At 71.9% G+C, this 24,331-nt stretch carries 21 protein-coding genes and 1 pseudogene; 12 read left to right on the top strand and 10 right to left on the bottom strand.

What is annotated here, in order from left to right; genetic code table 11:
• Positions 1–103 (top strand): annotated as a pseudogene (locus tag D7147_RS27585) (IS5 family transposase); the annotation flags it as partial.
• A 100-nt stretch (positions 104–203) separates the two neighbouring features.
• Here the strand turns inward: D7147_RS27585 and D7147_RS32210 are convergent.
• Positions 204–854, bottom strand: a complete 651-nt coding sequence (locus D7147_RS32210; protein ID WP_158609403.1) for a helix-turn-helix transcriptional regulator — start codon at positions 852–854, stop codon at positions 204–206.
• Positions 855–902: 48 nt separating this feature from the next.
• Here D7147_RS32210 and D7147_RS27570 point away from each other — a divergent pair, with 48 nt between their 5' ends.
• On the top strand, positions 903–1,346 hold the full coding sequence (locus D7147_RS27570; protein ID WP_199734286.1) for a group III truncated hemoglobin: 444 nt from the start codon (positions 903–905) through the stop codon (positions 1,344–1,346).
• 9 nt (positions 1,347–1,355) lie between these two features.
• A complete protein-coding gene (locus tag D7147_RS27565; protein WP_120682778.1) occupies positions 1,356–1,784 on the top strand; it encodes a hypothetical protein in 429 nt (142 codons plus the stop codon).
• Positions 1,785–1,800: 16 nt separating this feature from the next.
• Here D7147_RS27565 and D7147_RS27560 read toward each other — a convergent pair whose 3' ends face one another.
• On the bottom strand, positions 1,801–2,346 hold the full coding sequence (locus D7147_RS27560; protein WP_120682776.1) for a DUF488 domain-containing protein: 546 nt from the start codon (positions 2,344–2,346) through the stop codon (positions 1,801–1,803).
• Between the two features lie 132 nt (positions 2,347–2,478).
• Between D7147_RS27560 and D7147_RS27555 the strand changes: the two genes are divergently transcribed.
• Positions 2,479–3,681 (top strand): cytochrome P450, encoded by a 1,203-nt coding sequence (locus D7147_RS27555; RefSeq protein ID WP_120682774.1) that lies wholly within the window; start codon positions 2,479–2,481, stop codon positions 3,679–3,681.
• 67 nt (positions 3,682–3,748) lie between these two features.
• On the opposite strand, the gene D7147_RS27550 is transcribed toward D7147_RS27555, so the two are convergent.
• Positions 3,749–4,531, bottom strand: a complete 783-nt coding sequence (locus D7147_RS27550) for a hypothetical protein (RefSeq protein ID WP_120682830.1) — start codon at positions 4,529–4,531, stop codon at positions 3,749–3,751.
• A 131-nt stretch (positions 4,532–4,662) separates the two neighbouring features.
• Between D7147_RS27550 and D7147_RS27545 the strand changes: the two genes are divergently transcribed.
• The gene (locus tag D7147_RS27545; RefSeq protein ID WP_120682772.1) at positions 4,663–5,259 is read left to right on the top strand and encodes a GNAT family N-acetyltransferase; all 597 of its coding nucleotides are present in this window, start codon (positions 4,663–4,665) and stop codon (positions 5,257–5,259) included.
• Here the strand turns inward: D7147_RS27545 and D7147_RS27540 are convergent, their stop codons facing one another.
• On the bottom strand, positions 5,260–5,751 hold the full coding sequence (locus D7147_RS27540) for a MarR family winged helix-turn-helix transcriptional regulator (RefSeq protein ID WP_120682770.1): 492 nt from the start codon (positions 5,749–5,751) through the stop codon (positions 5,260–5,262).
• Positions 5,752–5,864: 113 nt separating this feature from the next.
• Between D7147_RS27540 and D7147_RS27535 the strand changes: the two genes are divergently transcribed.
• From D7147_RS27535 to D7147_RS27525, 3 genes are read left to right on the top strand one after another with little or no spacing between them, the layout of a single operon-like run.
• Positions 5,865–6,914 carry an LLM class flavin-dependent oxidoreductase gene (locus tag D7147_RS27535; protein ID WP_120682767.1) on the top strand — a complete coding sequence of 350 codons (1,050 nt, stop codon included), beginning with the start codon at positions 5,865–5,867 and terminating at the stop codon, positions 6,912–6,914.
• Entirely contained in the window at positions 6,907–7,938 is a 1,032-nt protein-coding gene (locus D7147_RS27530; protein WP_120682765.1) for an LLM class flavin-dependent oxidoreductase, read from the top strand. The genes D7147_RS27535 and D7147_RS27530 overlap by 8 nt, the downstream gene beginning before the upstream one ends.
• 26 nt (positions 7,939–7,964) lie before the next feature.
• Entirely contained in the window at positions 7,965–8,663 is a 699-nt protein-coding gene (locus D7147_RS27525; protein WP_120682763.1) for an NADPH-dependent F420 reductase, read from the top strand.
• A gap of 102 nt (positions 8,664–8,765) precedes the next feature.
• On the opposite strand, the gene D7147_RS27520 is transcribed toward D7147_RS27525, so the two are convergent.
• The gene (locus tag D7147_RS27520; RefSeq protein WP_158609402.1) at positions 8,766–10,616 is read right to left on the bottom strand and encodes a CocE/NonD family hydrolase; all 1,851 of its coding nucleotides are present in this window, start codon (positions 10,614–10,616) and stop codon (positions 8,766–8,768) included.
• Positions 10,617–10,859: 243 nt separating this feature from the next.
• Here D7147_RS27520 and D7147_RS27515 point away from each other — a divergent pair, with 243 nt between their 5' ends.
• Positions 10,860–11,786: an acetamidase/formamidase family protein gene (locus D7147_RS27515; RefSeq protein ID WP_120682758.1), complete on the top strand. Its 927-nt coding sequence runs from the start codon at positions 10,860–10,862 to the stop codon at positions 11,784–11,786.
• Positions 11,787–11,866: 80 nt separating this feature from the next.
• Here D7147_RS27515 and D7147_RS27510 read toward each other — a convergent pair whose 3' ends face one another.
• The 3 genes from D7147_RS27510 to D7147_RS27500 all read right to left on the bottom strand — a co-directional run bounded on the left by D7147_RS27510 (position 11,867) and on the right by D7147_RS27500 (position 17,832).
• Positions 11,867–14,770, bottom strand: a complete 2,904-nt coding sequence (locus tag D7147_RS27510) for a beta-L-arabinofuranosidase domain-containing protein (protein WP_120682756.1) — start codon at positions 14,768–14,770, stop codon at positions 11,867–11,869.
• Positions 14,771–14,981: 211 nt separating this feature from the next.
• Positions 14,982–15,404, bottom strand: coding sequence for a pyridoxamine 5'-phosphate oxidase family protein (locus D7147_RS27505; RefSeq protein WP_233563508.1), 423 nt, complete (start codon positions 15,402–15,404; stop codon positions 14,982–14,984).
• A 133-nt stretch (positions 15,405–15,537) separates the two neighbouring features.
• On the bottom strand, positions 15,538–17,832 hold the full coding sequence (locus D7147_RS27500) for a low temperature requirement protein A (protein WP_158609401.1): 2,295 nt from the start codon (positions 17,830–17,832) through the stop codon (positions 15,538–15,540).
• 223 nt (positions 17,833–18,055) lie between these two features.
• Between D7147_RS27500 and D7147_RS27495 the strand changes: the two genes are divergently transcribed.
• The 3 genes from D7147_RS27495 (at position 18,056) to D7147_RS27485 (ending at position 21,941) form a co-directional block, all read left to right on the top strand.
• Positions 18,056–18,940: an ATP-grasp domain-containing protein gene (locus D7147_RS27495; protein ID WP_120682750.1), complete on the top strand. Its 885-nt coding sequence runs from the start codon at positions 18,056–18,058 to the stop codon at positions 18,938–18,940.
• A gap of 83 nt (positions 18,941–19,023) precedes the next feature.
• Entirely contained in the window at positions 19,024–19,875 is an 852-nt protein-coding gene (pdxY, locus tag D7147_RS27490; protein WP_120682748.1) for a pyridoxal kinase PdxY, read from the top strand.
• A gap of 521 nt (positions 19,876–20,396) precedes the next feature.
• Positions 20,397–21,941: a tetratricopeptide repeat protein gene (locus D7147_RS27485; protein ID WP_147437457.1), complete on the top strand. Its 1,545-nt coding sequence runs from the start codon at positions 20,397–20,399 to the stop codon at positions 21,939–21,941.
• On the opposite strand, the gene D7147_RS27480 is transcribed toward D7147_RS27485, so the two are convergent.
• On the bottom strand, positions 21,923–23,194 hold the full coding sequence (locus D7147_RS27480; RefSeq protein WP_120682744.1) for a MalY/PatB family protein: 1,272 nt from the start codon (positions 23,192–23,194) through the stop codon (positions 21,923–21,925). The two genes, D7147_RS27485 and D7147_RS27480, sit on opposite strands and share 19 nt — an antisense overlap.
• A gap of 50 nt (positions 23,195–23,244) precedes the next feature.
• Positions 23,245–24,312: a methyltransferase gene (locus D7147_RS27475; RefSeq protein ID WP_120682742.1), complete on the bottom strand. Its 1,068-nt coding sequence runs from the start codon at positions 24,310–24,312 to the stop codon at positions 23,245–23,247.
• Positions 24,313–24,331 lie beyond the last annotated feature (19 nt).

The following is a 24,331-nucleotide window of genomic DNA, read 5'->3' as shown; positions in this document are numbered from 1 at the left end:
CGCCCGACTCAAGCGCCACCGCGGCGTGGCCACCCGCTACGACAAGCTGGCCGTCCGGTTCCAGGCCGTCCTGACCATCACCATCATCTGCGAATGGCTCTGACCGGGCTTATGAAACACGCCTTAGAGGTCCCGTCCGGGCCGGGCATCAGCACCCCGACCGTCCCGCTGCGCCGGCGCTCGGAGGGGCGGGACCGTCGGCGCTAACGGATGATCTCGGCGAGGCAGACGCCGGGGCGGGCGAAGGGCGTCAGTCGGGTGGTCAGTCCCGCCGGCGTGACCGCCTCCGCGACCCCGCGCAGGAGGCCGCGGTGTACGCCGCAGACGACGTCGGGATGCTTGCGCGCCTCGTCGATGAAGGGGCACGCGCGTAGTTCGATCCGGCTGCCGGACGGGCTCGTCTCGGCGGTGGGAGCGAAGCCGAGCTCCGTGAAGAGGGCTACCGAGCGGGTCGTGGCGGTGCCGAGCGGATCGCCCTCCGGCGGCGGATCGGCCGCCGCGGCGGCGTCCAGCCACTTCCGCCCGGCCTCCTCGGCCAGGCCCTCCGTGTCGGCCTCGGCCAGGCGGTCGGCCAGGATCCCGACCAGCAGCCGGTAGCCGCCGCCGGAGGTGCCGGGGCTGGTGCTGCGGTAGAGCGTCGCGGGTCGTCCCGGCCCGGTCGGCGGGCCCTGCTCCCGGGCGACGAATCCGGCGCTGGTCAGCACGTCCAGGTGGAACCGGACGGTGTTGGCGTGCAGCCCGGTGATCATGGCCAGCTCCCGCAGGCCCATCGGTCGGCGCTGCTCGCGAAGCACGTCCAGCAGGTGTCGGCGGGTCGGGACCGCGAGTGCGCCGTAGCTCACGTGGCTGCTCACCGGCCCAATATATACGATGAATATTGTGAAAAAGGAGCGTCGGAGATGGTGACCGACATCAGGGACCGCAGCGACATCGCCGGTGTCATCACCGACTTCTACTCCCGCGCCTTCGCCGACGATCTCCTCGGGCACGTCTTCGTCGACGTCGCCAAGCTCGACCTCGACCGGCATCTGCCGATCATGTGCGACTTCTGGGAGACCGTGATCTTCAAGTCCGGCGCCTACCGGCGGAACGCCCTCCGGCTCCACCTCGACCTGCACCGGCTCGAACCGCTGACCGAACGGCACTTCGCCCGCTGGCTCGCGCTCTGGACGGCCACCATCGACGACCGGCACGCCGGGCCCCGCGCCGAGCACGCCAAGCTCCAGGCGGGCCGGATCGCCGGAGCGATGCAGCGCCGGCTGGCCGGCGACCGCCCCGAGGCTCCGAGCCGCACCCCGCTGGCCGGTCCGGTCCTCCGGGCGCCCGAAGACCGTCCACAGGGATAGGAGACGTCGATGAGCCTGCCGTCAGCCCTCGCCACGGCCGTGGTCTTCGTCTGGCTCGGGATGGTGCTGGCCATCTCGTTCCTCGAAGCGCCGCTGAAATTCCGCGCCCCCGGAGTCACGGTGCCCATCGGGCTCGGCATCGGACGACTCGTCTTCCGGGCGCTCAACGTGATCGAGTCCGGTCTCGCGCTGACCCTGCTCGCAGCCGTGCTCCTCGGCGCGCCGGCCGCCCCCGTCGTCGCGGTGACCGGCCTGGCGGCGGCAGTGCTGCTGCTGCAACTCGTCGCGGTGCGGCCCCGGCTGAACGCCCGGACCCGGCGGGTGCTCGCGGGCGAGGACGCGCCCCGCTCCGGCAGCCACCTCAACTACGTGCTGCTGGAGGTGGCGAAGGCCGCCACGCTGCTCGCCCTCGGGATCCTCCTGCTCGCCACGTCCTGATCCGGCGCGGACGCCCTCAACCGCCGGTCCACTCGACAGTGCCGTCGGAACGCAGCCGGGCACCGGCCGCCACCGGGTGCGGCGTCGACCGTCCGTCCGGCATCAGGTGGCGTACGGGCACGGCGCGGCTCAGGGTCGTGACGTCGGCGATCAGCCGGCGATGGCAGCGCCACCAGACGCTCTCGCTGCACATGATGACCGTCGGGCCCGAAGCGACCTCGTCGAGTACGAGATCCAACGCCGCCAGGAACTGTGGTGTCCGGCTGTGGGCGGCGTACGCACGGAACGCTGCAACGGTCCACCAGGTGTCGTGCTCCGGCGCGCCGGCCGGTCGATGTCGCCGGCCGCCGAGGCGCTCCTCCCAGCGGTATCCGATCCCCCGCTCCGGTAGCCACCGCGAAAGGGCGTCCCGGTGGACGTCCGGGTTGGCGCGGCTGCCGGGGAAGCGGCGCACGTCGACGACGAGCCCCACCCCGGCCCCGGCCAGCAGTCCGCCGAGCGCGTCGCGGCGCAGCGGTCCGTGGCCGACCGTCAGCAGGACCCCCCGCTCCGCCGTCTCCACGAGCAGATCATCCCGCGTCGCCCGGTCGTCGCGCCGGTCAACCGGCGACCCGCCGCGCCGGGGCCCACCGTCACGAACGCGACGCCGGGCATGATGCAAGGCGGCACCCGCGTCTACAGGGGAGGCACGAGGATGGACTACCAGACCGCGCTGGCGTCACTGTTCCTGCCGGAGGGACGCGTCGACCCGTACCCGGCCTACGACGTGATCCGGGCCCACTCGCCGGTCTTTCAGGCGCTGGACGGCCGCTGGTTCGTCACCACGCACGCGCTCACGAACCGCCTGCTGCGGGAGCCGAGCCTGCGCATCGCCGACGCCGCCGACTACGACGGCTTCTGGCCGGACTGGCGGCGCAACCGTGGCGTCGCCTCGATCGTGCTCTCGATGCTGCAGAGCAACCCGCCGGACCACGGCCGGGTACGCCGGGCGGCGGCGGCCACCTTCACCGCCCGCCGGGTCGCCGAGATGCGGGACGTCATCACCGCCCAGGCGGAGAGTCTGATCAAGGCGATGCCGGCCGACGCCGACTTCATGAGCGCGTTCGCGTTCCCGCTGCCGATCGGCGTGATCTGCGCGCTGCTCGGCGTTCCCGAGGCGGACCGGTCGTGGTTCCGGCAGCGGACCGCGGACCTGACAGTGGTGCTGGAGCCGATCAGCACCGAGGAGGAGATGCGCCTCGCCGACGTGGCCGGCCGCGAGCTGGAGGCCTACTTCGTCGACCTGATCGAGGAGCGCCGCCGTGCCCCGCAGGAGGACCTGACCAGCGCGCTCGTCGCCGTGCACGACGACACCGACGGTGTCGGACTGACCGGCGAGGAACTGCTCGCCAACCTGGTGCTGCTGCTGGTGGCCGGCTTCGAGACCACCACGAACCTGCTCGGCACCGGCATCAAGCTCCTGCTGGAGCACCCCGAGCAGGCCGACCGGCTGCGCGCCGACCCGCAGCTCGCGCCGGCGTTCGTGGAGGAGATCCTGCGGTACGACTCGCCGGTTCAGCTCACCGGCCGGCTCACGACAGTCGAACTGGAGCTCGGTGACGGGCTGCGGCTCCCCGGCGGCGCGGACGTCACCATGCTGCTCGGCGCGGCCAACCGGGATCCGGCCCGCTATCCGGACCCGCACCGCTTCGACCCGGACCGGCCGAACATCCAGCCGGTCTCCTTCGGTGGCGGCGCCCACTACTGCCTCGGCGCGCCGCTGGCCCGGCTGGAGGCCCAGGTCGCGTTCCCGCTGCTGCTGGCGATGCTGCCGCGCCTGAGCCTGGCCGGTCCGGCCGAGCGTCGCGACCGCCTGGTGCTGCGCGGGTACGCCACGCTGCCGGTCACCACCGGCTGACCGGCCACGGGCGGTTCGTCGTACGGGCCGGCCCGGCCCGGCGCTGCGCCGAGCCGGCGGGCGGCGGTCAGAACTCGCCGAGGTCGGTGCAGTACGTGATCGTCGCGTCGTCCGCCGCCACGGCCTGCTGCGCCTCCGCCCGCCGGACCCGTCGGATGATCTCGGCGGGTCCGGTGGACCCGAGGACGGACAGCACCTCCGGCCAGTCGGCGAGCCGGAACCGGTCCACGATGCGGCTGGCGCCGTTGCTGAGCAGGACGGCGCTGGTCAGCTCGGCGGCCGGGCAGCTTCCCGTGATCGCTTCGTCGGCGGCCCGTGGGTCGTCCTTGGCCACCCAGAATCCGCCCGGTCGGTTCCGGTTGGCGCGCAGCTCCCGCAGCAGCCGGTGGTGCTCGTCGCTGCCCTCGGCGGTGGCCTCGATCGCGGACTGGTACGACCGGCTGATGACCACCTCGCGTGGATCGGCGACGACAAGCGGCGCGCCCTGCACCCGGTCGAGGACGAGGACCGCGTCACCGAGCAGCAGGTGCTCGACGAGGCCGTCCGAGACGCGTAGGACGGCGACGGCGGCCGAGGGGCTGATCGGGTCGGCGACCTCGCAGCTGTCCCGGTGGGCGTCCGTCACCTGCTCGATCGCCGTGGCGAGCAGCTCCGGGAGGCTGCGGTCGCGGACGAGTGCCAGGAGGCCGAGGAGGGTGCCGCCCAGCCGGTCGGCGTACCAGGCCACACCGTGCCGGCAGATCGCCTCCGCGCCCGGGATGCCGGCGCCGTCGACCAGCACCGCGGCCGTCGGTACGGCGCCGGTGAAATCCTCGTTGCGCCGACCGCGCCGTGCCGGGGCGGTCGTCATGGTCACCCGCATGTTCTTCGGCCACCCTTCGCCGGTAGGGGCCGGGACCGGGCGAGCGTCGGCGCGCTCGCCGCGTCCCGCGTCGCTCCGACAACTTGACACGCTTCCGGGGCACGGGGAAAGGATGGGCGATGACGTCCGCCCTCACGACGCCGCCCGCCATCTCGGCCGGCACGCTCTCCGTCGGCCCGCAACCGCTGCTCTCCGCCGGGGGTGGCCTGCTGCTGCGGCCCTGGGCGGCGACCGACGCGCCGGTCTTCCTCGCCGCCTACCGCGATCCCGAGATCCAGCGTTGGCACACCCGACAGCCGGGCTCCGAGGATCAGGTCCGGGAGTGGTTCGACCAGTACCGCCGGGACTGGGCGCAGGAGCGGGGCGCGCACTGGGCGGTGACCCGAGACGGTGACGAGGTGCTGGGGCGCATCGCGCTGCGCGGACTCGACCTCGACGACGGTGTCGCCGAGTGCGCGTACTGGGTGCTTCCGGCCGCCCGCGGTGCGGGCGTGGCCCCCCGCGCGCTCGCCGCAGTGAGCGGGTGGGCCCTCGGCGAGGCCGGTTTCCACCGCCTGGAGCTCGATCACTCGACCCGTAACGGGGCCTCCTGCCGAGTGGCCGTCAAGTCCGGTTTCCGGCTGGAGGGCACGAAGCGCAGCGACGCCGTGCACGCCGACGGCCGACACGACATGCACCTGCACGCCCGGATCCGGGGCGACGAGGAGCCGGCCTGATCAATCGGGGTGCGGCGCGGCTAGATGGGTGCGCAGCGCCTCGGCGATCTCACCGGCCGCGCGGAGCTGGTCCGGGGTGAGGGCGTCGACGAAGACCTCGCGAATGGCGCGCAGGTGCGGAAAGGTGGAGGCCCGGAACGCCTCGGCCCCGGCCGTGGTGAGGTGGACCTCCGCGCCGCGCGGGTCGGTCGCGCACTCCTGCCGACTGATGAGGCCCCGCCGCTCCATCCGCCCGAGGTGGTGCGAGAGTCGGCTGCGCTCCCAGCCGATCTGGGTCGCGAGCTCGGAGGAGCGAAGCTGCTGCTGCTGTGCCTCGCTGAGGGCGAGCAGCACGGAGTAGTCGCCCGGTGAGAGCGAGGACTCGCTCTGCAGGCGGGACGCGATCCGGGAGCGGAGCACGTCTGTCGTCTCGATGAAGTCGCGCCAGATCCGGAGCTCCTCGGCGGTCGGAAGTTGGCGCCCCTTCCGCCGCTCGGGTGTGGCCTTCGTCATTCGCATCTCCTGATTGACATGTCAATTAGCAGGCTAACATGATTGACGTGTCAATCGCAGAGGGAGACCCGCGGTGCGGGGTACCCCGGGGGCGCGGGCGTGAGGAGGATGCGGTGACAGCGGAAGGCTTCGAACTGGGGCTCAACTCGTTCGGGGAGGTGGCGACCGACGGTGGCCGGCCCCTGAGCGACGCGGAGACCCTGCGGCTGCTCGTCGAGGAGGCGCGGCTCGCGGAGTCGGTCGGGCTCGACGTGTTCAGCGTGGGCGAGCACTACCGCGAGGGCCACAACGACTCCGCGACGCCCGTGCTGCTCGCGGCGATCGCGACGGCGACCGAGCGGATCCGGCTCGGTACCTCGGTCACGGTGCTCAGCACCAACGACCCGGTGCGGCTCTACCACGAGTTCGCGACGCTCGACGCCGTCTCGAACGGTCGGGCCCAGCTCGTCCTCGGACGCGCCTCCGCCACCGAATCGTTCCCGCTGTTCGGTTACGACCTGGCGGAGTACGAGCGGCTCTTCGAGGAGAAGCTCGACCTCTTCGTACGACTCCAGCGGGAGGAGACCGTCACCTGGTCGGGGACCGTGCGTACCCCGCTGGTGGCCCAGCGGCTGCATCCCCGGATGCCCTCCGGTGGTATCCCGACCTGGATCGGCGTCGGCGGGAGCCCGAACTCGGTGATCCGCGCCGCCCGCTACGGACTCCCGCTGATGCTCGCGATCATCGGCGGGCGCCCGCAGCGCTTCGCCGGCCACGTCGACCTCTACCATCGGGCGCTCGAAGAGTTCGGGAACCCCGTACAGCCGATCGGGCAGCACTCGCTCGGGCTGGTCGCGGAGACCGACGAGGAGGCCGTCGAGACCTGGTGGCGGTACTGGCAGCCGGTCGTGGCGGCGCTCGCCGAGGAGCGCGGCTTCTACCGGCCGGACCGCAAGCGCTACGAGGCCGAGCTCGACCACGGGGCGCTCTTCGTCGGGTCACCCGAGACGGTCGCCCAGAAGATCGCCACGGTCGCCCGTGACCTGCGGCTGAGCCGCTTTGACCTGAAGTACGACATCATGCACCTGCCCCGCGAGGCCCGCGCCCGCACGATCGAGCTGCTCGGCAGCGAGGTCGCGCCGCGGGTGCGGGAGCTACTGGCGAAGGAGCCCGCTCATGTCTGATCTGCTGTTCGGCCTCGACACCTTCGGCGACGTGCCGGAGGACGACTCCGGCAAGACGGTGTCGCACGCCGCCGCGATCCGGCAGGTCGTCGAGGAGGCGGTGCTCGCCGACGAACTCGCCGTCGATGTCATCGCCCTCGGCGAGCACCACCGGCCGGAGTACTCGGTGTCGACGCCGGAGACGGTGCTGGCGGGGATCGCCACCCGGACCTCGCGGATCCGGCTCGCCTCCGGGGTGACCGTGCTGAGCTCGGACGACCCGGTCCGGGTGTTCCAACGTTTCGCCACGGTGGACGCGCTGTCGAACGGCCGGGCCGAGGTCATCCTCGGCCGCGGCTCGTTCACCGAGTCCTTCCCGCTCTTCGGCTACGACCTGCGTGACTACGACGTGCTCTTCGAGGAGAAGATCGAGCTCTTCGCGAAGCTGCTGGACGAGAAGCCGGTCAACTGGAGCGGCACCGTGCGTGCCCCGCTGGAGAACGCCGACGTCTTCCCGAAGACGGACTCGGGGCGCCTCGACACGTGGGTGGGCGTCGGCGGTTCGCCGCAGTCGGTCGTGCGCACCGCCCACTACGGGTTCCCGCTCATGCTCGCCATCATCGGCGGCTCTCCCGAACGCTTCGCGCCCTACCTCGACCTGTACCGGCGGGCGGCCGAGCAGTTCGGCACGACCGCGTACCCGGTCGGGATGCACTCGCCGGGCTTCATCGCCGACACCGACGAGGAGGCGAAGGAGATCTTCTGGCCGCACTACCGGGTCATGCGCGACCGGATCGGCAAGCTGCGCGGCTGGCCGCCCATCCGCCGCGCGGAGTTCGACGCCGAGGTGGCGAACGGCTCCCTCTACATCGGCTCGCCGGAGACCGTGGCCCGCCGCATGGCCGACGCGATCCGCAGCCTCGGGGTCGGCCGGTTCGACCTCATCTACACCGCCGGCGCGCAGCCGGTGAGCGCCCGCATGCGCGCCGTGGAGCTCTACGGCAGCCGGGTGATTCCCCTGGTCCGCGACATGCTGGCCGGCTGACACCCCAGCGGTACCCGGAGGAAGAGATGAACGACAGCAGCGGGCAGGAGACCCTGGGCATCCTCGGGGCCGGCAAGGTGGGCACCGTCCTCGCCCGGCTCTCCGTCGCCGCCGGCTACCGGGTGCTCGTCGCCGGCTCCGGCGATCCGGCGAAGATCGCCCTCACCGTCGAGGTGCTCACGCCCGGCGCGGTCGCCACCACCGCGGCCGACGCCGTGGCGCGCGCCGACACCGTGATCCTCGCCATTCCGTTGGGCAAGTACCGGGGCATCCCCGCCGAGGCGTTGCGCGGCAAGCTCGTCGTCGACGCGATGAACTACTGGTGGGAGGTGGACGGCATCCGGGACGACCTCACCGACCCGAGCACCTCGTCGAGCGAGACCGTGCAGGCGTTCCTGCCCGACTCCCACGTCGTCAAGGCCTTCAACCACATGGGATACCACGATCTCGAGGACGAGGCGCGGCCGCCGGGCACGCCCGGTCGCAAGGCGATCGCGATCGCCGGGAACGACCCCGCCGACCTCGACGCCGTCGCCACCCTCGTGGACCGGCTCGGCTTCGACCCGGTCGTCGCAGGCCCGCTCGCCGAGGGCGTACGCCTCGAACCGGGCAGCGAGCTGTTCGGCGCCAACGTGAGCGCCGACGAGGTGCGGGCCATGCTCGACCGCTTCCCGGAGTCGGAGCGCGGCCGGGTCGTCGCCGCCGCCCGGACCGGCTCGCCGTAGGAGACGGCGTAGGCGGGAACCGACGGGTCCCTCACCCACGGTCGTGACCGCTGGTGAGGGACCCGCCGATCGAGTCACCTGGCCGGTGACCGGGCCACCCGGTCAGAAGCCCAGGGCAGCCTTGCCTCCGACGACCGGAAGCGTCACGCTGCTGCCCTTCAGGTACACGGTGACCTCGCTACCGACCGCGGCCGCGTCTCGGGCCGGCCGGTTCGACGTCGGGTTCGCGTTGTAGTTGCCGGTGATCACGATCCCGATCCGGTGTCCGGCGGGGATGACATGCTCGGACGGGAGCGTCTTCCACCGCACGTTGTACTGCTTGCCGGGCTCCAACGGCCGGCTCCGCCGCAGGTCGGGCGAGTTCTTGACGTCGATGTGGCCCCACGAGAGCACGCGTTCGGGGGTGATCTCGGTGCTCGCGGCCATCGGCTCGGCGCACCCGGTCCGGCTGGCCAGGTCCTCGGGCTCGCAGGACTCCTGCACCACCTCCAGCGGGTCCTTGCCCGCCACGGTGACGGTCGGACCGGGGCCGTAGTCGACGAGCATCGCGGAGAGCAGTGCCGTCTCGGCCGTCGTCGACATCCGGACCGCCAGCTCGGGCGTGCCGGAGAGACGTACCTCCTTCGCGAGGGGAGGGGTCACGTAGGCGAGCCGGCCCGGCGCGGCCTGCTCGGCGTTGCCGATCTTGATGGCCTGCGACTCGATCTGGTCGGCGTAGCTCTGCGTGGGGTTGCCCTTCGGCCCGTGCGCCGAGAGCGTGCCCGCCGCGTCGGCGGTGGCCGGTCCGAAGCGCAGGTCGACGTCCTTGGTGGCGGCGTCCGGCCAGCTCGAGTGGGTCTCCCAGCTGCCGTCGGGACGCTGGATGTCCGCCATCGGCTCGTCCATGATCCCGTTCTCGATGTCGTGCAGCCAGTAGTCCATCCACCGGTGCATGACCGCCTGCCACTCGGCCGGCCGGAAGCTGGTCGGGTTCACGTGCGCGCCCCGGTGGAGCCAGATCTTGCGGGGCATGTTGCGCTTCTCGATCTCGCGCCACAGGTCGGCGGTGTGCATGGTCTTCACGTTGAAGTCGGTGAGGCCGTGCACCATGAAGACCGACGTGCCCGCCTTCTTGATGTTCTTGGCGTCCGGCAGGTAGTTCCGCTCCTGCCAGAACTCGGTGAAGTCGGAGGCGCTCGCCTCCTCGGCGTCGCCGATCCCCGTGATGACCGACTCGCAGGCCGGCGCCGACGCGGAGCCGGGGAGCGTGCGGCCGGTGGAGACGTAGTCGGCGAGGTACTCGGTGTACCGGAAGTCGACGTTCTCGCTCCAGGTCGACCAGGCGACACCCTGGTCGTTCACGTACCGGTACCAGCTGGAGATCGCGGCGATCGGCACCACGGTCTTCAGCCCCCGTACGCCCTGGGTGGCGACCGCGTTGGGCAGGGTGCCGACGTACGAGACGCCCTGCATGCCCACGTTGCCGGTGCTCCAGTCGGCGACCGCCACGCTTCCGTCGTGGTGGAAGCCCGGGGCGCGGCCGTTGAGCCAGTCCACCACCGCCTTGGCGCTGATCGTGTCCTCGGGTCCGCCGGTGGTGGGGCAGCCGAACGACCGAGAGGTGCCCTGCATCTCCACCTGGACGACGGCGTAGCCCCGGGGGACGAAGTACTCGTCCCACCAGCCGGGGAAGCCGCGGGTCTGATCCGGCAACGGATCACCGGTCTCCCGGCCGTAGTACGGGCTGGCCTCCATGATGGTGGGCACCCGCAGGCCCGCCTCCGTCTCCGCCGGCCGGACCACGTCGACCTCGATCAGATCCCGGCGTCCGTCGCCGTCGCTGTCCATCGGCGCCTCGACGTAGACGACCTCCTGGATCGCCTCCTCATACGAGAAGACCGGCTGGGTCAGCCCGTTCTCCACCACGATCCGGGGTTTCCCCACCTGAGCGCTCGCCGCCGCGGGCGCGCTCACGACCGCCATCCCGACGATCGCTCCCACGGCTATCAATCGCCGCGCAACTCCCATGCCCCTACCTCCGTCAGCTCCAGAGACCTGGCAGATGCATGGTCATCGATATTGATCAGCCCAGTCAATGACCATCCGTAGTGGATGGGCTCTGCTGTGTTACGACATATGTCGGGCCGTCCCGCTGTCGATCACGCGCTGGGAGCGCTGCATCTACCCCGTGCGGGGGACAGCAACTAGCCTGCGCAGATGCGACACATCCTCGCACCAGGCGATGACACGCTGCACGGACACTTCTCTCCCGACTTCCCGCCGGCCCTCACCATCGACGCCGGCGACACCGTCACCTACCGCACGCTGGACTGTTGGTGGTCGACCGGACCGTACCCCGGTGGCCGGAACCGGGACCGCCCGCGGGCCCCGCAGTACCAGCCCGACCACGGGCACGCGCTGATCGGTCCGGTCGCGGTCCGTGGCGCCCGCGCCGGCCAGACCCTCGAGGTACGCATCGACACCATCACCCCGGCCGCCTGGGGGACCACGGTGGCCGGCGGCTGGCCGGGCAGCTTCAACCAGCAGTACGGCGTCGAGGAGCACGCGGTGGTGCACGCCTGGGAGCTCGACCCGGTGGCGATGGTCGGCCGTAACCAGCACGGGCACACGGTGGCGCTGCGCCCCTTCATGGGGGTGCTCGGCATGGCGCCGGCCGAACCGGGGCTGCACTCGACGGTCCCGCCCCGGCGCTGCGGCGGCAACCTGGACTGCAAGGAGCTGACGGCCGGCACCACCCTGCTGCTGCCGATCGCCGTCGACGGCGGGCTCTTCTCGGTCGGCGACGGCCACGCCGCGCAGGGCGACGGGGAGATCGGCGGTACCGCGATCGAGTGTCCGATGGAGGAGGTGAGCCTGACCTTCGACGTCCGCGACGACTTCCCGATCAACGCCCCGGTGGCCCGTACCGCGGACTCCTGGCTGACCCTCGGCGTCGGCGCGACCCTCGACGACGCCACGTTCATGGCGCTGGACTCGATGTTGACCCTGCTGCAACGGCTGCACGAGGTCAGCCGCTCGGACGCGGTGGCGCTGGCCAGCGTCGCGGTCGACGTGCGGGTGACGCAGATCGTCAACCAGACCGTCGGCGCGCACGCGGTGCTCCGCGACGGCGCGCTGCGCTAGACCTCCGCGCAGCGCGCCGTGCGGGACGGTGCGCTCGGCTCAGGGTCGTCGTCGCGGTCGAGGACGGCCGGAGCCCCCGGTCACGGCCGCAGGTCCCCGACGGAGCGGGCGGCGGCGACGAGAACGGCCTTGCGCTGCGCCTCGGTGTGCCGCCCGGCCCTGAGCCACTCGCCCGACACCTGAGCCACCCGCTGGACGAAGTGCCCGTGGTTGCGGAACGGCGCCGCCTCCCAGACCCGGTCGAGGAACGTCTCGCCCGCGTCGTCGCGGAGCGCGTCGTTGGGTACGCCGGTGGCCTGCGAGCCGAACACCACCTCCGGCTCCACCCGCTTCATGTACGGGTGGTAGGCGTTGAACTGGCCGGGCACCGGGTCGGCCTCGTAGTAGGGCGCCAGGGTGTAGCCGTGCGTCGTGAAGTGCATCGGGACGGTCGTGGGCGCGATGGCGGCCGCCAGGTCGCCGTCGAGCTTGAGGTCGGCGTAGAAGGAGAACTCCCGGTAGCTGGGGGTGGCGTCGCGGACCACCATCAGCGTCGGCCCGTAGAGGATGGACTGGACCGACTTGTCGTTGAGCGCCTTCTCCACCCGGAAGCTGAACGGCATGCTGATGTCGATGGTGTCCCCGCGCGACCAGCGGCGATCGACCGTGACGTAGCTGCCGGGGGTGGCCGTGAGTCGCTGGCGGACGCCGTTGACCCGGACGGTGTAGCCCTGCACGGCCCACGACGGCACCCGCAGCTTGACCTTGAGCCGGCCGCTGCCCCGGTCGAAGCGCAGCCGGGTCGCGCCCTCGGTCGGGTACCGCGTCTCCTGGGTGAGCACGAACCCACGGCCGGGCCAGGTCAACGTCGAGGCGATGAAGAGGTTGACGTAGAGCGTCGACTCGTCGGCGGAGCGGAAGTAGATCGACTCCTGGTACTTCGTGTGGCTCTCCAGGCCCGTGCCGTTGCAGCAGCTGCCGTTGCCGCCGTACCGGCTGTACTCGACGAAGCTGCCGATCTGCCGGGACCGTCCCGGCCACATGTTCTGGTGGTAGGTCACCTCCGTGGCGGTGACGCTGTCGACGTCCCGGCGTGAGCTGAGGATCTGGTTGTGCAGCGCCTTCTCGTAGAAGTCCATGTAGGCCGGATCCTGGTCGTGGAAGAACAGGTTCCGGGTCAGCCGGAGCATGTTGTAGGCGCAGCACGTCTCGGCGTGCCGGGGATCGGAGTTCGAGGTGAAGCCGGAGGTGATCACCCCGCGTACGCCGAAGTGCTCGCTGCGCCCGGCGCCACCGTTGCTGAAGGTGCGGTGCGGCACGACCATGCCCCAGAAGTTCTTCGCCGCGGTGTGGTACTCCTCGGCGCCGGTCTGCTCGAAGAGCCGCAGGTAGCCGATGTTCGGCGCCATGTACTGGTTGGCGTGCCGCCCGTCGAGGATGTCGCGATCCTCGATCGAGGCGTCGAAGAGCGTGGTGAAGGTGAACGCCTCGGCGGTCCGGAGGTACCGGGCCTTCGCGTCGCGGTTCGGGGTGAGCGCCGAGAGTTCGGCCATCACCTCGTTCATGGAGCCGGCCTCGCCCGCGCTGTAGATGTTCCACATCTGGTCCAGCTGGGTCTGGTCGTAGCGGCTGAGCCGCTGGTGCGCCCAGTCGCCCATCCGGAAGACGATCTCCAAAGCGTCCTCGTTGCCGGTCAGGTGGTAGGCGTTGAGCAGCCCTCTCATGATCTTGTGGCAGGTGTACCACGGCGCCCACACCGCGTTCGCCCCGCTGTTCGGCCGCAGCGTCGGCGGTTCGAGGCGGCTGAACTGGCCCTCCGGGAAGGCGGCGAGATAACCGGGGTAGCTCGTCCCGACGATGGTGGCGGCACGGTCGTTGCCCGAGTGGTCGGCGGCGGTCTCGCCCTCCTCCTCGAAGCGGTACCAGGCCACCAGGTCGGTCGGGGTCGGCGGCTGCGCCGCCGGGTCAGCGGTGGCGAGGGCCTGCACCTCGGCGGCGGTCAGCGCCCGGTGGTAGATCCGGAAGTCGTCCACGCTCGCGTTGAGGTAGGGGTCGTTGAGGCTCGACGACCGTCCGATCCAGTTGTTCACGGCGGGGCCCAGGTCGGCCGGGGTCAGCCCGATCGCGCCCTCGCCGACCTGGACGCCGTTTACGTAGAGCCGGCCGACGGTCTCGGCGGCGGAGACGACCACCGCCACGTGCGCCCACTCGCCGACCGGGATCGCGTTGCTCGCGCCGTCGACCCGCTGCTCGTTGCCGCTCCCGCCGGTGGTGATGACGAACCGCGGACCCATGTTCGCCGACACCCAGGGCGACAGCGACAGGTAGCTGTTCGTGCCGGCGCCGAAGTGGAAGATCCGGGCGTTGCTCTGGGTGGCGGCGAGCCGCACCCAGACCGCGAACGTCACGTCGGTGACGCCGTCGAGAATCCGTTCGGGCAGCGACACGTACTGGTTCGGGTGCGGGTCGCTGAGCCGTACCGCCTTGCCGGCCCGGCCCGTCACCCGGCCCACCGCCCGGGCGTCCAGCGCGCGCTGGCACTTGCCCAGCTCCTCGACCAGGTAGTCGAGCTTCTCGAGGAAGATCTCCTCGCCCGTCGCGGCGTAGGACTGGGAGAGCATCGTCAGGTAGTGCCCGGTGAAGTGCCCGCGCAGCAGGTGGTTCGGGGTGTCCCAGCCGCCCGGCCAGGTGGCGGGCGCCGGCAGGCCGGCGTTGGCCCGGAACAGGTGCAGCATCCGGTCCGGACCGTCCAGGACGCCTCCGGTGCCCGGGTAGTTCCGGGCGTAGTTGAGCATCCGGTCGCGCTTCTGCCGGAAGACGCCGTCGTGCAGGGCGACCCGGTCGAGGGCGAACGGCTCGACCGGGCCACGGCCGGCACCGCCGGCGCCACCGGTGTGGGCGGTCGCCGCCGAGGCGGGGGTCGAGGTGATGGCGAGCGTGGTGGGCGCGGCGGCTGCCAGCGCGCCCAACTGGAGCAGGCGTCGTCGGGTGAACTGCTTGGTCACGTCTCACTCTCCTTGGTCCGGCCGGGGCCGGACCCCTTGGTGAGGGCCCTGCGCCGATCGCGGTGGTCCGTACTTGTGAACGTGCCCAGGGGCCGGCGCTATCGGGTGCACGCAGTGGTTGGGCGGGGCACCTGGCTATCGGCACTGTTATCGTTAACATCGTCGATGTCAAGAGTCGCCAGAGATGGTCGGCCATCGATGGTCGCCCGCCCTACTGCGCTTCGCCGGCCAGCAGCCACCGTCGGACGGGCACCTCCAGCAGCACCCGTCGACTCTGCGGAGTCTCCGGCCGCCGTACGTCCCACCCGTCGTACTTGCGCGCGAAGGCCGCCACGACCGGCGCCGGGAAGTCGCTGCGCCACACCCGGACGACGCCCTCGGCCACAACCGGTGCGATCCCGTCCTCCAGGGCCAGCGACACCCGCGGATCGGCCAGCACGTTACGGACCTTGACGCTCTGCTCGGCGCAGCCGACCCACCAGGTGCCGCCGGTGTGGACGAACCAGACCGGCGTCACGTGGGGTGAGCCGGCCGGCCGCAGGGTGCAGAGCCAAGCTCGCGGGTCGTGGGCCAGCCGGGCCTCGACGGCCGGTGGCAGCGGTGCGGGGCGGACGCCCCCGGTACGGTCGTTCACTCGGTCAGCTCCCAGCTCGCTCCGACGGGGAGGACAGTCTCCGAGCTGAACTCTGGTGCAGGTCAAGGTGCCGGGAATGCTCATCGCGGCTTGCGCAGCGGGACCGGCACCTCGACGTGGCCGGTGGATCCGCTCAGCGGACCGGGGAGCGCGCGTAAAGCACGGTGAGGAGGAAGGCGACGAAGACGACGGGGACGGCCACCACGAGGGGCGGCGCCATCAGCAACCCGGGCGTGATGGCGGCGAGCACGAGCACGGCCAGAGGTCCGCGCCACGGATGTCTCGCCCCGTACATCACGAGGCCGAAGAGGGTCCGCCCGACCATGTGCAGGGCTACCCCGCCCACGATGAGCAGCGTCCACGCGGCGTTCACCGGCCCGATCGGGCTTCGGATGTAGACCTCGGCGCTGGCCGCCACCACGACCGTGCCGGCGATCATGATCCCGTGGCAGTACCCGGCGGCGACCGCGACCTTCGGTGCTGTCGAGTTGACCACGGTCCCGAGATCCCGACCGGATGGCAGGAAGTAGCTCCAGAGCATCAGCGCCGCGCTGGTGAAGGCGAGGGCGAAGGCGAGCGTGCGGAAGTCGTCGAAGCCGGCGCTGCTGTAGGCCCGGCCGCTGATCAGGACCAGCGCGCCCAGGGCGATGATGTAGACCTGGCGGTACCGCTCGGCGATGTGCTCGCCGATCACCCGCAGGTGTGACTGCGGCGCGCGCAGCCCCGGCACCGGCCAGCCGAACCACGCGCTCACGCCGTCGACGACGATCGCCGCCGCCCACAGGAAGAGCCGGTCGGAGGCCGGAAGGAAGGCACCCACCAGCCACAGGACGGCCGAGATGCCGAACCAGATGACCACCCGCAGCGAGCGCGCCTGCAGCGGAGACCCGCGCAGCGCCGGAACGATCACCAGGCCCCGGACGAGGTGGGTCCCGGCGTACGCGCCGGCGAAGAGCAGGCCGTGTTCGCCGAAGGCGGTCGGCACCGCGGCCGCCATCAGTAGTCCGGCGAGCATGACGACGATGATGAGCCGTTGCAGCCGGGGATCGTCGGGGTTGTACCAGTCCGTCGACCACGCCGTCGCGACCCAGACCCAGTAGACCGCGGCCAGCAGCACCATCGACTCCGCGACGTTGCCCAGGCTGAGGTCGGCCAGCAGACGCTGCGACACCTGGGTGAGGGCGAAGATCATGGCGAGATCGAAGAAGAGCTCGTAGGCGGAGAGCTGCCGAGGGTTCTCGCGCTTCTGCAGCAGCTGCGCCAACGGGGTCTCCGCCCGGGGCGGGTCGGCGCCGATCCGGCCGTAGCTGAACACGATGCCGAGCAGCACCACGGCGACGGTTCCGGCCACGGCGAGCGGCGGCAGTCGCACCATGGCCGGGGAGATGGCCAGGAGGAGAAGCATCCCGGTCGGGGCTCGCCAGGGGCGCCGCTGGAACACGCGCAGGGCGTACAGGGCGCGTCCGCCGAGGAAGATCAGCGGCCCGGCCAGGATGGCGGCGGACCACTCGGCCCGGGCCTCGCCGAGCGGCTGGGAGATCAGGATCTCGGCGCCCATCGCGGTGAGGACGGTCCCGAGGATCATGATCAGGTGGAGGTACGAGGCGCGGACGGAGACCGTCGACGGTCGACGGTCGACGGCCTCCTGGAGAGCGAGGCCACGCGGCAGGAAGAAGGCCCGGGCGATCAGTCCGGCGATCGCGAACGCGAGGACGAAGGCGCCGATCCGGACACCGTCGAGACCGGCCCGGCTGAGGGCGATACCGCTGGTCAGGATCACTTCCCCGACCGCGATGATGAAGACCTGTCGGTGCCGCTCCGCGATGTGGTCGCCGCGTACCCGCAGGTGCTCCTCCGGCAGCGGCTCGAGGCGGGGTACTCGCCAGCCGACGCCGACGCCCGCGTAGTCCAGGATGATGGCCACCGACCAGAGCACCAGCTGCGGCGTCGTGGGCAGGAACGCTCCGACGATCCAGAGCGGCGCGGTCGAGGCGAACCAGATCGCCGCGCGCATCGACCGCGCTCCCACCGGATGACCGTGCAGCGCCGCGATGATCGACAAATGTCGCACGAGGTGCGCCGCGACGTTCGCCGCGGCGAAGACGACGCTGTGTTCGCCGAAGGCCTCGGGCACGGAGGCGGCGGCCACCAGACCCGCGAACATCATCCCGATGACGATGCCCTGCGTGAAACGCTGATTCGGGTCCAGCCAGTCGGTGGTGCGGGCCGCTCCCACCCAGATCCACCAGACCGCCGCCAGCAGGAGCAGGGTCTGCAGCGAATTCTCCCAGCCGAAATCGCGCAGGAAACGCCGGGACAGCTGCATGAGCGCGAAGATGATCGCAAGGTCGAAGAAGAGTTCGACGAACGTGATCTCGCGGGGCTGTTGGGGAGTCCGGATGAGCCGTTCCCACCTGGTCCGCGCCACAGCTCGCCCGCCTCGCCGATCGTGCAACCAGCTATTCGTACCACGCCGGAAGAACCGGTCAGGTGGTAATGGGCGCAGCCGGAGGCGACGGCAGAGAATGAGTTTTTCTTGTGAAATTCCTATTGCTTCGCCTGGATCACCGCCCCCCATTCATCCGCGGTCCGGGGCCACCTGCGGGATATCCGGTGGAGGCGGTGCCGTCGCACCGGGCAGTATCCGGAGTGTGCTGTTACTCGTCCCCGCCGACCCGCTGCGGCCGCGCCGCCCCGACGAGCATTTCGCGTCGGAGGCGCGGGCGGCCCGGGAGGCGGGCCTGACCGTCGCCGTGGTCGACCATGACGCGCTGCTGCGAGGTGCCGAACCGGAGCGTGCGGTGCCGGCCCTGCCGGCCGGCGAGACCGCCGTCTACCGGGGCTGGATGCTCCCCAGCCATCGGTACGCGGCCCTCGCGCGGGTGCTCGCCGAACGTGGCGTCTCCGTGCGTACGAGCGCGGAGCAGTACCGACGAGCCCACGAGCTGCCCGGCTGGTATCCGGCGTTGGCGCCGGTGACCCCCCGCTCGGTGTGGACCACCGGCTCGGACCGGACGGACTTCGACCACGCGCTACGGAGTCTCGGTCCGGGCCCCGCGGTCGTACGGGACTACGTCAAGTCGATGAAGCACCACTGGGACGAGGCGACGTTCATCCCGGACGTCGCGGACGCCGACGGCGCGTGGCGGATCGCCGCCCGCCTGCGGGAGCTGCGGGACGACGAGTTCGTCGGCGGGTTCGTGCTGCGGGAGTTCGAGTGGTTCACCTCGGCGGAGGCGCGGACCTGGTGGGTGGAGGGCCGGTGCGTCCTGGTCGGGGCGCACCCCGACACTCCCGGCGCACCCCCGCCGGACGGCTTCGACCTGGACTGGCTCACCCCGTTCGTGACGGCGCTGGCGCTGCCCTTCGTGACCGTGGACCTCGTGTTGCGCGACGACGGCGCGTGGCGGGTGGTGGAGCTCGGCGACGGGCAGGTCAGCGACCGGCCGCCCGGCCTCCCGCCGGAGGAGATCATCGCGGCGCTGATCCAAGGGGACCGGGAGCCGAGTGCGGAGGCTGCGACGTCCCGGCCGTGACGACACCGCCGACGGGCGTGTCTCGGCCGACACGTCCGACGGCCAGTGCGGATGGCACCGGCAGCACCCGCCATGATGAGGCGGTGAGAATCTTGTCCATCCAGTCCTCGGTCGCGTACGGCCACGTCGGCAACTCCGCCGCCGCCTTCCCCCTGCAGCGGCTCGGGCACGAGGTCTGGCCGGTGCTGACCGTCCACTTCTCCAACCACACCGGGTACGGCGCGTGGCGCGGGCCGCTCCTGGCACCGGCTGACGTGGCAGAGGTGATCGCGGGAATCGAGGACCGGGGGGTGCTCGGCGGCGCCGACGCGGTGCTCTCGGGGTACCAGGGTGACCCGGCGATGGGCGCCGTGATCCTCGACGCGGTGGAGCGGGTCAAGACGGCCAACCCGGACGCGGTGTACTGCTGCGACCCGGTGATGGGCGACGTCGGCCGCGGCATGTTCGTCCGCCCGGGCATCCCCGAGTACCTGCGCGACGTCGTCGTGCCGCGCGCGGACATCATCACCCCGAACCACTTCGAGCTGGACTTCCTCGCCGGCCGGACGACGAACACGCTGGCGGAGCTGCTGGACGCCGTCGACACGGTGCGCGAGAGCGGGCCGCGACACGTCCTGGTCACCAGCGTGCTGCACGGCGACGTGCCGGAGGGGTCGCTGGAGGTGGTGGCCGTCTCGGACGAGGGCGCCTGGGCGGTGACCACGCCGCTGCTGCCGATCAACCCGAACGGCGGCGGCGACATCACGGCCGCCCTGTACCTCGCGCATCTGTGGACGACGCGCTCGCCGGCGACCGCGCTGGAGCGCACCATCGGCTCCGTCTTCGCCGTCCTCGAGGCGACCCTCACGGCGGGGACCCGCGAGCTCCAGCTGATCGCGGCCCAGGACGCGATCGCCGAGCCGCCCGCGAAATTCACCGCCCGGCGGCTGCGCTGACCCCGCTGCCACGGGTGGCTGATCAGCGCCGCCGCCTCCGGCACGACCCCGAGGATCCACTCTGGACCGCCACCCTGCCGTAGGGTGTCGATGAGCAGAGAGGACCGTCGATGCTGACTCGTTCCCGGAAGCCGGCTTCGGCCCGGCGGATCGCCGCCGTCCTGGCGCTCGGCTCCCTTGTCGCTCTCGTGTCGGGTGTCGTCCGGGGCTGGCCGTGGTGGGCTCTGATCCCGCTACCGGTGATAGGCGTAGCCGCCCTTGTGTACCGGTCGCGGACCGCGCCGGCCGGGGTGTGGATGGGGCCGCTGCCGGCCCAGGCGCCGGCGTTCCAACCTCGTGACGACCTGCGGGCAGGCGTGGACGCCGCTCGGGCCGAAGGCCGCGACGTCGTGCTGGCTAGTGCCGATGGCCGGCCGGGTGGGGTGGGCACGACGCAACTCGCGGCGTGGTACGCCCATCAGGCCGTGCGGGACCGGGCGGATCTGGTGGTGTGGGTTGATCCCACCGGGCCCGAAGCGGTCATGTCGGCCTTCGCGATGGCCGCGGCGCTCGTCGGCGCGCCTGGCCGCGGCGAGACCGATCCCGAGGAGGACGCGCGGGCGCTGCTCGACTGGCTCAACGACACCGACCGCACCTGGCTGATCGTGTTCGACGGCATCACCGACCCTGAGCAGGTCGCTGAGTGGTGGCCGCAGCGGCACTCCCCGACCGGGTGGTTCCTGGCCACGACGCGCCTGCCCGGCCCCATCGCGTCGTCCGGCCGCGCGGCGACCGTCGAGGTCGGTGTCTTCAGTGCGCAGGAGTCGCGGGCCTACCTCACCGCCCGCCTCGCCGGGGTCGGCGGCGACGCGATCGACGATGTCGCGGCGCGACTGGGACAGCTGCCCCTGGCGTTGTCGCACGCCGCGGCGTACATGGTCAACGAAGGGGTGGACTGCCGCGAGTACCTGGTCCGGCTGGCCGATCAGAGCCCGGACCAGGACGCGGTGGCGGCCGGCGTGTCGCTGGCTGCGGAGGCGGCGAACGGCCAGGAGCCGGTCGGGTTGGCACTGCCCTTGCTGCGGCTGGCGGCCACGCTCGACCCGGCCGCACATCCGGCTGCCATCTGGGACGCCCCGGAGGTCGCCCGATACCTGGCGGACCAATGCACCGCCACCGGTGGACCGGAGTACGTCGACAGCGCCGAGGCCGCCCGTGCGGCCGCCGTGCTACAGGCCTACGGTCTGCTGTCGGTCGACCCGATGAACCCGATCTGGACGGTACGGATGCACGGGGACACTGCCGCGGCCGTACGGGCGGCGACGCCCACCACTGTGCACCGCGCCGCGGCACAGGCAGCCGCCGATGCAGTGCTTCGTATCTGGCCCGACCCGGACGACTACCCCGACGGCGCCGCGTACGTGGCGGTGCTGCGGGGTAACGCGGCCGTCCTGGCGGGCCAGGAGGGAGACCCGCTCTGGCATCCGGAAGGCCACGAGCTGCTGTTTCGTGCCGGCATGAGCCTCAGCATGGCCGAGCTGCACGACGCTGCGGAGAGGTACTGGCGCATGCTCGTCGACGGCGGCGAGCGCGTGCTCGGCCCGGAGCACGACGACGTGCTGGGCGCCCGCCGGCACGTCGCGACAGCGATGGTCGGTCAGGGACGCGCCGACGAGGCGCTCCCCCTGTTACGGCGTCTCGTCGCCTCGCTCACAGAGGCGAACGGCGAACGGGACGAGACGACGCTGAGCGCCCTGGAGCACCTGGCGGTAGCCGCCACGGCGTCGGGCCAGACACGCGAGGGGGTTCAGGCCGCCGAACGTCTCGTCGCCGGACGCAACGCCGTCGACGGCCCGCAGGACGAGAAGACGCTCAAGGCGAGCTGGATCCTGGCCACGTGCTACCGGTTCGACGGCCGACCGGACGACGCCATCACCAGCATCCAGCCCGTCGTCGCCGGCTATAGCGCGATGTGGGGTCTCGAGCATCCGGATACCTGGGCGGTCCGGCAGATGCTGGCAGCTCTCCGGGCCGAGTCACGTGCCGTCGGTGGCACCGACCCGAAGGCTCACTCCGCCGACGCCTGACGCGCCTCGACCGCCCGGCCCATCCGGCTGATCGCCTCGGTGAGGATCGCGGGGGAGGTGGCGAAGTTGAGTCGTACGCAGCCCACACCGCCGGTGCCGAAGACGTGCCCGGAGCTGAGCGCGACCCGCGCCCGGTCCAGGAACATCTTCGCGGGCCCGGCGAGGTCGCTGGCCGCGCCGGGCTCCCCGCCAAGCTCGGCGGTGGCGGTGGCGGTGGCGGTGGCGGTGGCGATGCCGAGCCGGGCGCAGTCCAGCCAGGCGAGGTAGGTCCCCTCCGGGCGGTGGTACGTGACGGTGGGTAGGTGCTTCGCCAGCAGCGTGGCCAGGAGCGCGCGGTTCTCGTCGAGGCCGTCGAGGAGCCGGTCGAGCCACTGCCCGCCGGCCCGGAACGCGGCGGTCTGCGCGATGACCCCCAGGTGGCTCGGGCCGTGGCTGACCTCTTCCGGCATCCGGGCGAGGTCGGCTGCGGCCCGTGGCCCGGCGACCGCGAGCGCGGCCTTGAGGCCGGCGAGGTTCCACGCCTTCGAGGCGGAGGTCAGCGCGAACGCGTTCTCGGCGCCGGCCACCGTCAGGTAGGGGGTGAAGTGTGCTCCGGGGAGCACCAGCGGTGCGTGGATCTCGTCGGAGACGACTCGCACGCCGTGCCGATCGGCCAGCTCGGCGACCGCCTCCAGTTCGGCTCGGCGGTGCACCACCCCGGTCGGGTTGTGCGGGTTGCAGAGCAGGAACGCCGGTCGGGGACCCTGGGCGCGGGCCCGGCGGAACGCCTCGTCGAGAGCCGCGTGGTCGATCCGCAGGTCCGGTCCGAGCGGGGCCTCGATGACCTCTCGGTCGGCGTGGCCGACGAAGGCGTAGAAGGGCGGGTAGACGGGGGAGCAGACCACCACGGCGTCCCCCGGGCCGGTCACGAGCCGGAGCACCTCGACGATGCCCATCATCACGTCGGGTACGACGGTGGTGCGGTCGACGGCGAAGTCGTGCCAGCCCCAGCGCTGCGCGGCGAACTCGCCGAGCGCCTCGGCGTACTCCGTCCCGTGCGAGTAGCCGGTGTCGCCGAGGTCGATCGCGCGGCGCAGCGCGTCGGCCACCGGGGGAGCCAGCGGAGTGTCCTGCTCGGCGACCCAGAGGGGCAGCACGTCCGGCGGGTGCAGGCGCCACTTCACGCTGGTGCGCTGTCGGAGCTCGGCCAGCGTGAGCGAGGTCAACGGATTTCGGGTGTCGAATCCCTCGGCGTCCGGGGCCGGGCTTGCCATGCCGTCCACTCTAGGCGCGCCCACGTCGGCGCCGGTCGGGGCCACCGGGCCTACCGCTGCGCCGCGGCCGGCTCGGCGACGATCAGCCCGGCCGGCGCGGCCAGCGGCAGGTGCGCGACGAGCCGCCACCCGGTCGCGTCGAGCCACTGGGCCGCCTCGTCCGCCTCGTAGGTGTCGCCACCGCTGATCATGAGGAACTCGCCCCCGCCGAGGCGGGTCGCCGGGTGCGGCGCCGAGGCGTCGCGCCACCAGTCGACCAGCAGTAGCCGGCCGTTCGGCGCCACCGCGTTCCGCAGCCGGGTGAGCAGTTCGGTGTTGCGCTCCGGCGGGAAGAGGTGCAGGAAGTTGGCCACGATCAGCGCGTCGTGCCCGCCCGGCAGCGGATCGGCGAACACGTCCGCGCCGACCAGGTCGAGCCGGTCGGCGAAGGCGTCACCGGCGAGCTTCTCGCGGGCGACCTCCACCACCTCGGGCAGGTCGAGCAGGGTGGCGGTGAGCTGCGGATATGCGCTCAGGAGGGGTTTGACGAAGGTGCCGATGCCGCCGCCGACGTCGAGCACGCGCCGGTGCGGGCGGAAGTCGTACGCCTTGGCCAGGTCGGCGGCCGTCTCCGTGGTCACCAGGGCCACCGACGCCTCGTACGCCTGGGTCTGTGCCTCGTCGAGGTCGGGCCGGACGCCCTGCCTGGTGCGGAACGCGGTGGACGCCTCAGCCCAGGCCGAGTAGCTGACCACGTCCCAGTAGGTCAGCATGGGGCGCATGTCGAGCGGTCCCCGGCCGGCGAGGAACGCCTCCGTGTCGGCGGCGTTGCGGTAGCGCTCACCGTCGTGTTCGAGCAGGCCGGTGGCGACCAGCAGGTCGGCGAGGGCGCGGGCGCTGCGCACCGGGATCCGGCACTTCTCGGCGATGGTGGAGGCGGGCGCGCCCTCGGCGGGGACGGCGGCGAAGAGCCCGACCTCGGCGGCGACGAAGAGCGCCTTGGCGGTCATGAAGCCGGACGCCACACCGGTGATCCGGGCGGGGCTCAGCGGCGGTGCCGGCTCCGCGCCGTTCGGCACGCCCGGGCCGGACCCGTCGGACGGTGGTACGAACACGCGCTGGATCTGCTGGTCGGCCACGAGTCCCCCGAAGATCGTC

It is taken from the genome of Micromonospora musae (assembly GCF_003626545.1).
GTDB classification, from domain to species: Bacteria; Actinomycetota; Actinomycetes; order Mycobacteriales; family Micromonosporaceae; genus Micromonospora; species Micromonospora musae.
The sequence above is the reverse complement of the archived record's forward strand: the minus strand, read 5'-3'. Positions and strand labels throughout refer to the sequence as shown.

Bases quoted from the DNA above. Each gene is read 5' to 3' on its own strand.
- D7147_RS27525 (WP_120682763.1), top strand. From the start codon at position 7,965: ATGAACGACAGCAGCGGGCAGGAGACCCTGGGCATCCTCGGGGCCGGC.
- D7147_RS27555 (WP_120682774.1), top strand. From the start codon at position 2,479: ATGGACTACCAGACCGCGCTGGCGTCACTGTTCCTGCCGGAGGGACGC.
- D7147_RS27540 (WP_120682770.1), bottom strand. From the start codon at position 5,751: ATGACGAAGGCCACACCCGAGCGGCGGAAGGGGCGCCAACTTCCGACC.
- D7147_RS27515 (WP_120682758.1), top strand. From the start codon at position 10,860: ATGCGACACATCCTCGCACCAGGCGATGACACGCTGCACGGACACTTC.
- D7147_RS27485 (WP_147437457.1), top strand. From the start codon at position 20,397: ATGTCGGCCTTCGCGATGGCCGCGGCGCTCGTCGGCGCGCCTGGCCGC.
- D7147_RS27530 (WP_120682765.1), top strand. From the start codon at position 6,907: ATGTCTGATCTGCTGTTCGGCCTCGACACCTTCGGCGACGTGCCGGAG.
- D7147_RS27480 (WP_120682744.1), bottom strand. From the start codon at position 23,194: ATGGCAAGCCCGGCCCCGGACGCCGAGGGATTCGACACCCGAAATCCG.
- D7147_RS27565 (WP_120682778.1), top strand. From the start codon at position 1,356: ATGAGCCTGCCGTCAGCCCTCGCCACGGCCGTGGTCTTCGTCTGGCTC.
- D7147_RS27545 (WP_120682772.1), top strand. From the start codon at position 4,663: ATGACGTCCGCCCTCACGACGCCGCCCGCCATCTCGGCCGGCACGCTC.
- D7147_RS27550 (WP_120682830.1), bottom strand. From the start codon at position 4,531: ATGACGACCGCCCCGGCACGGCGCGGTCGGCGCAACGAGGATTTCACC.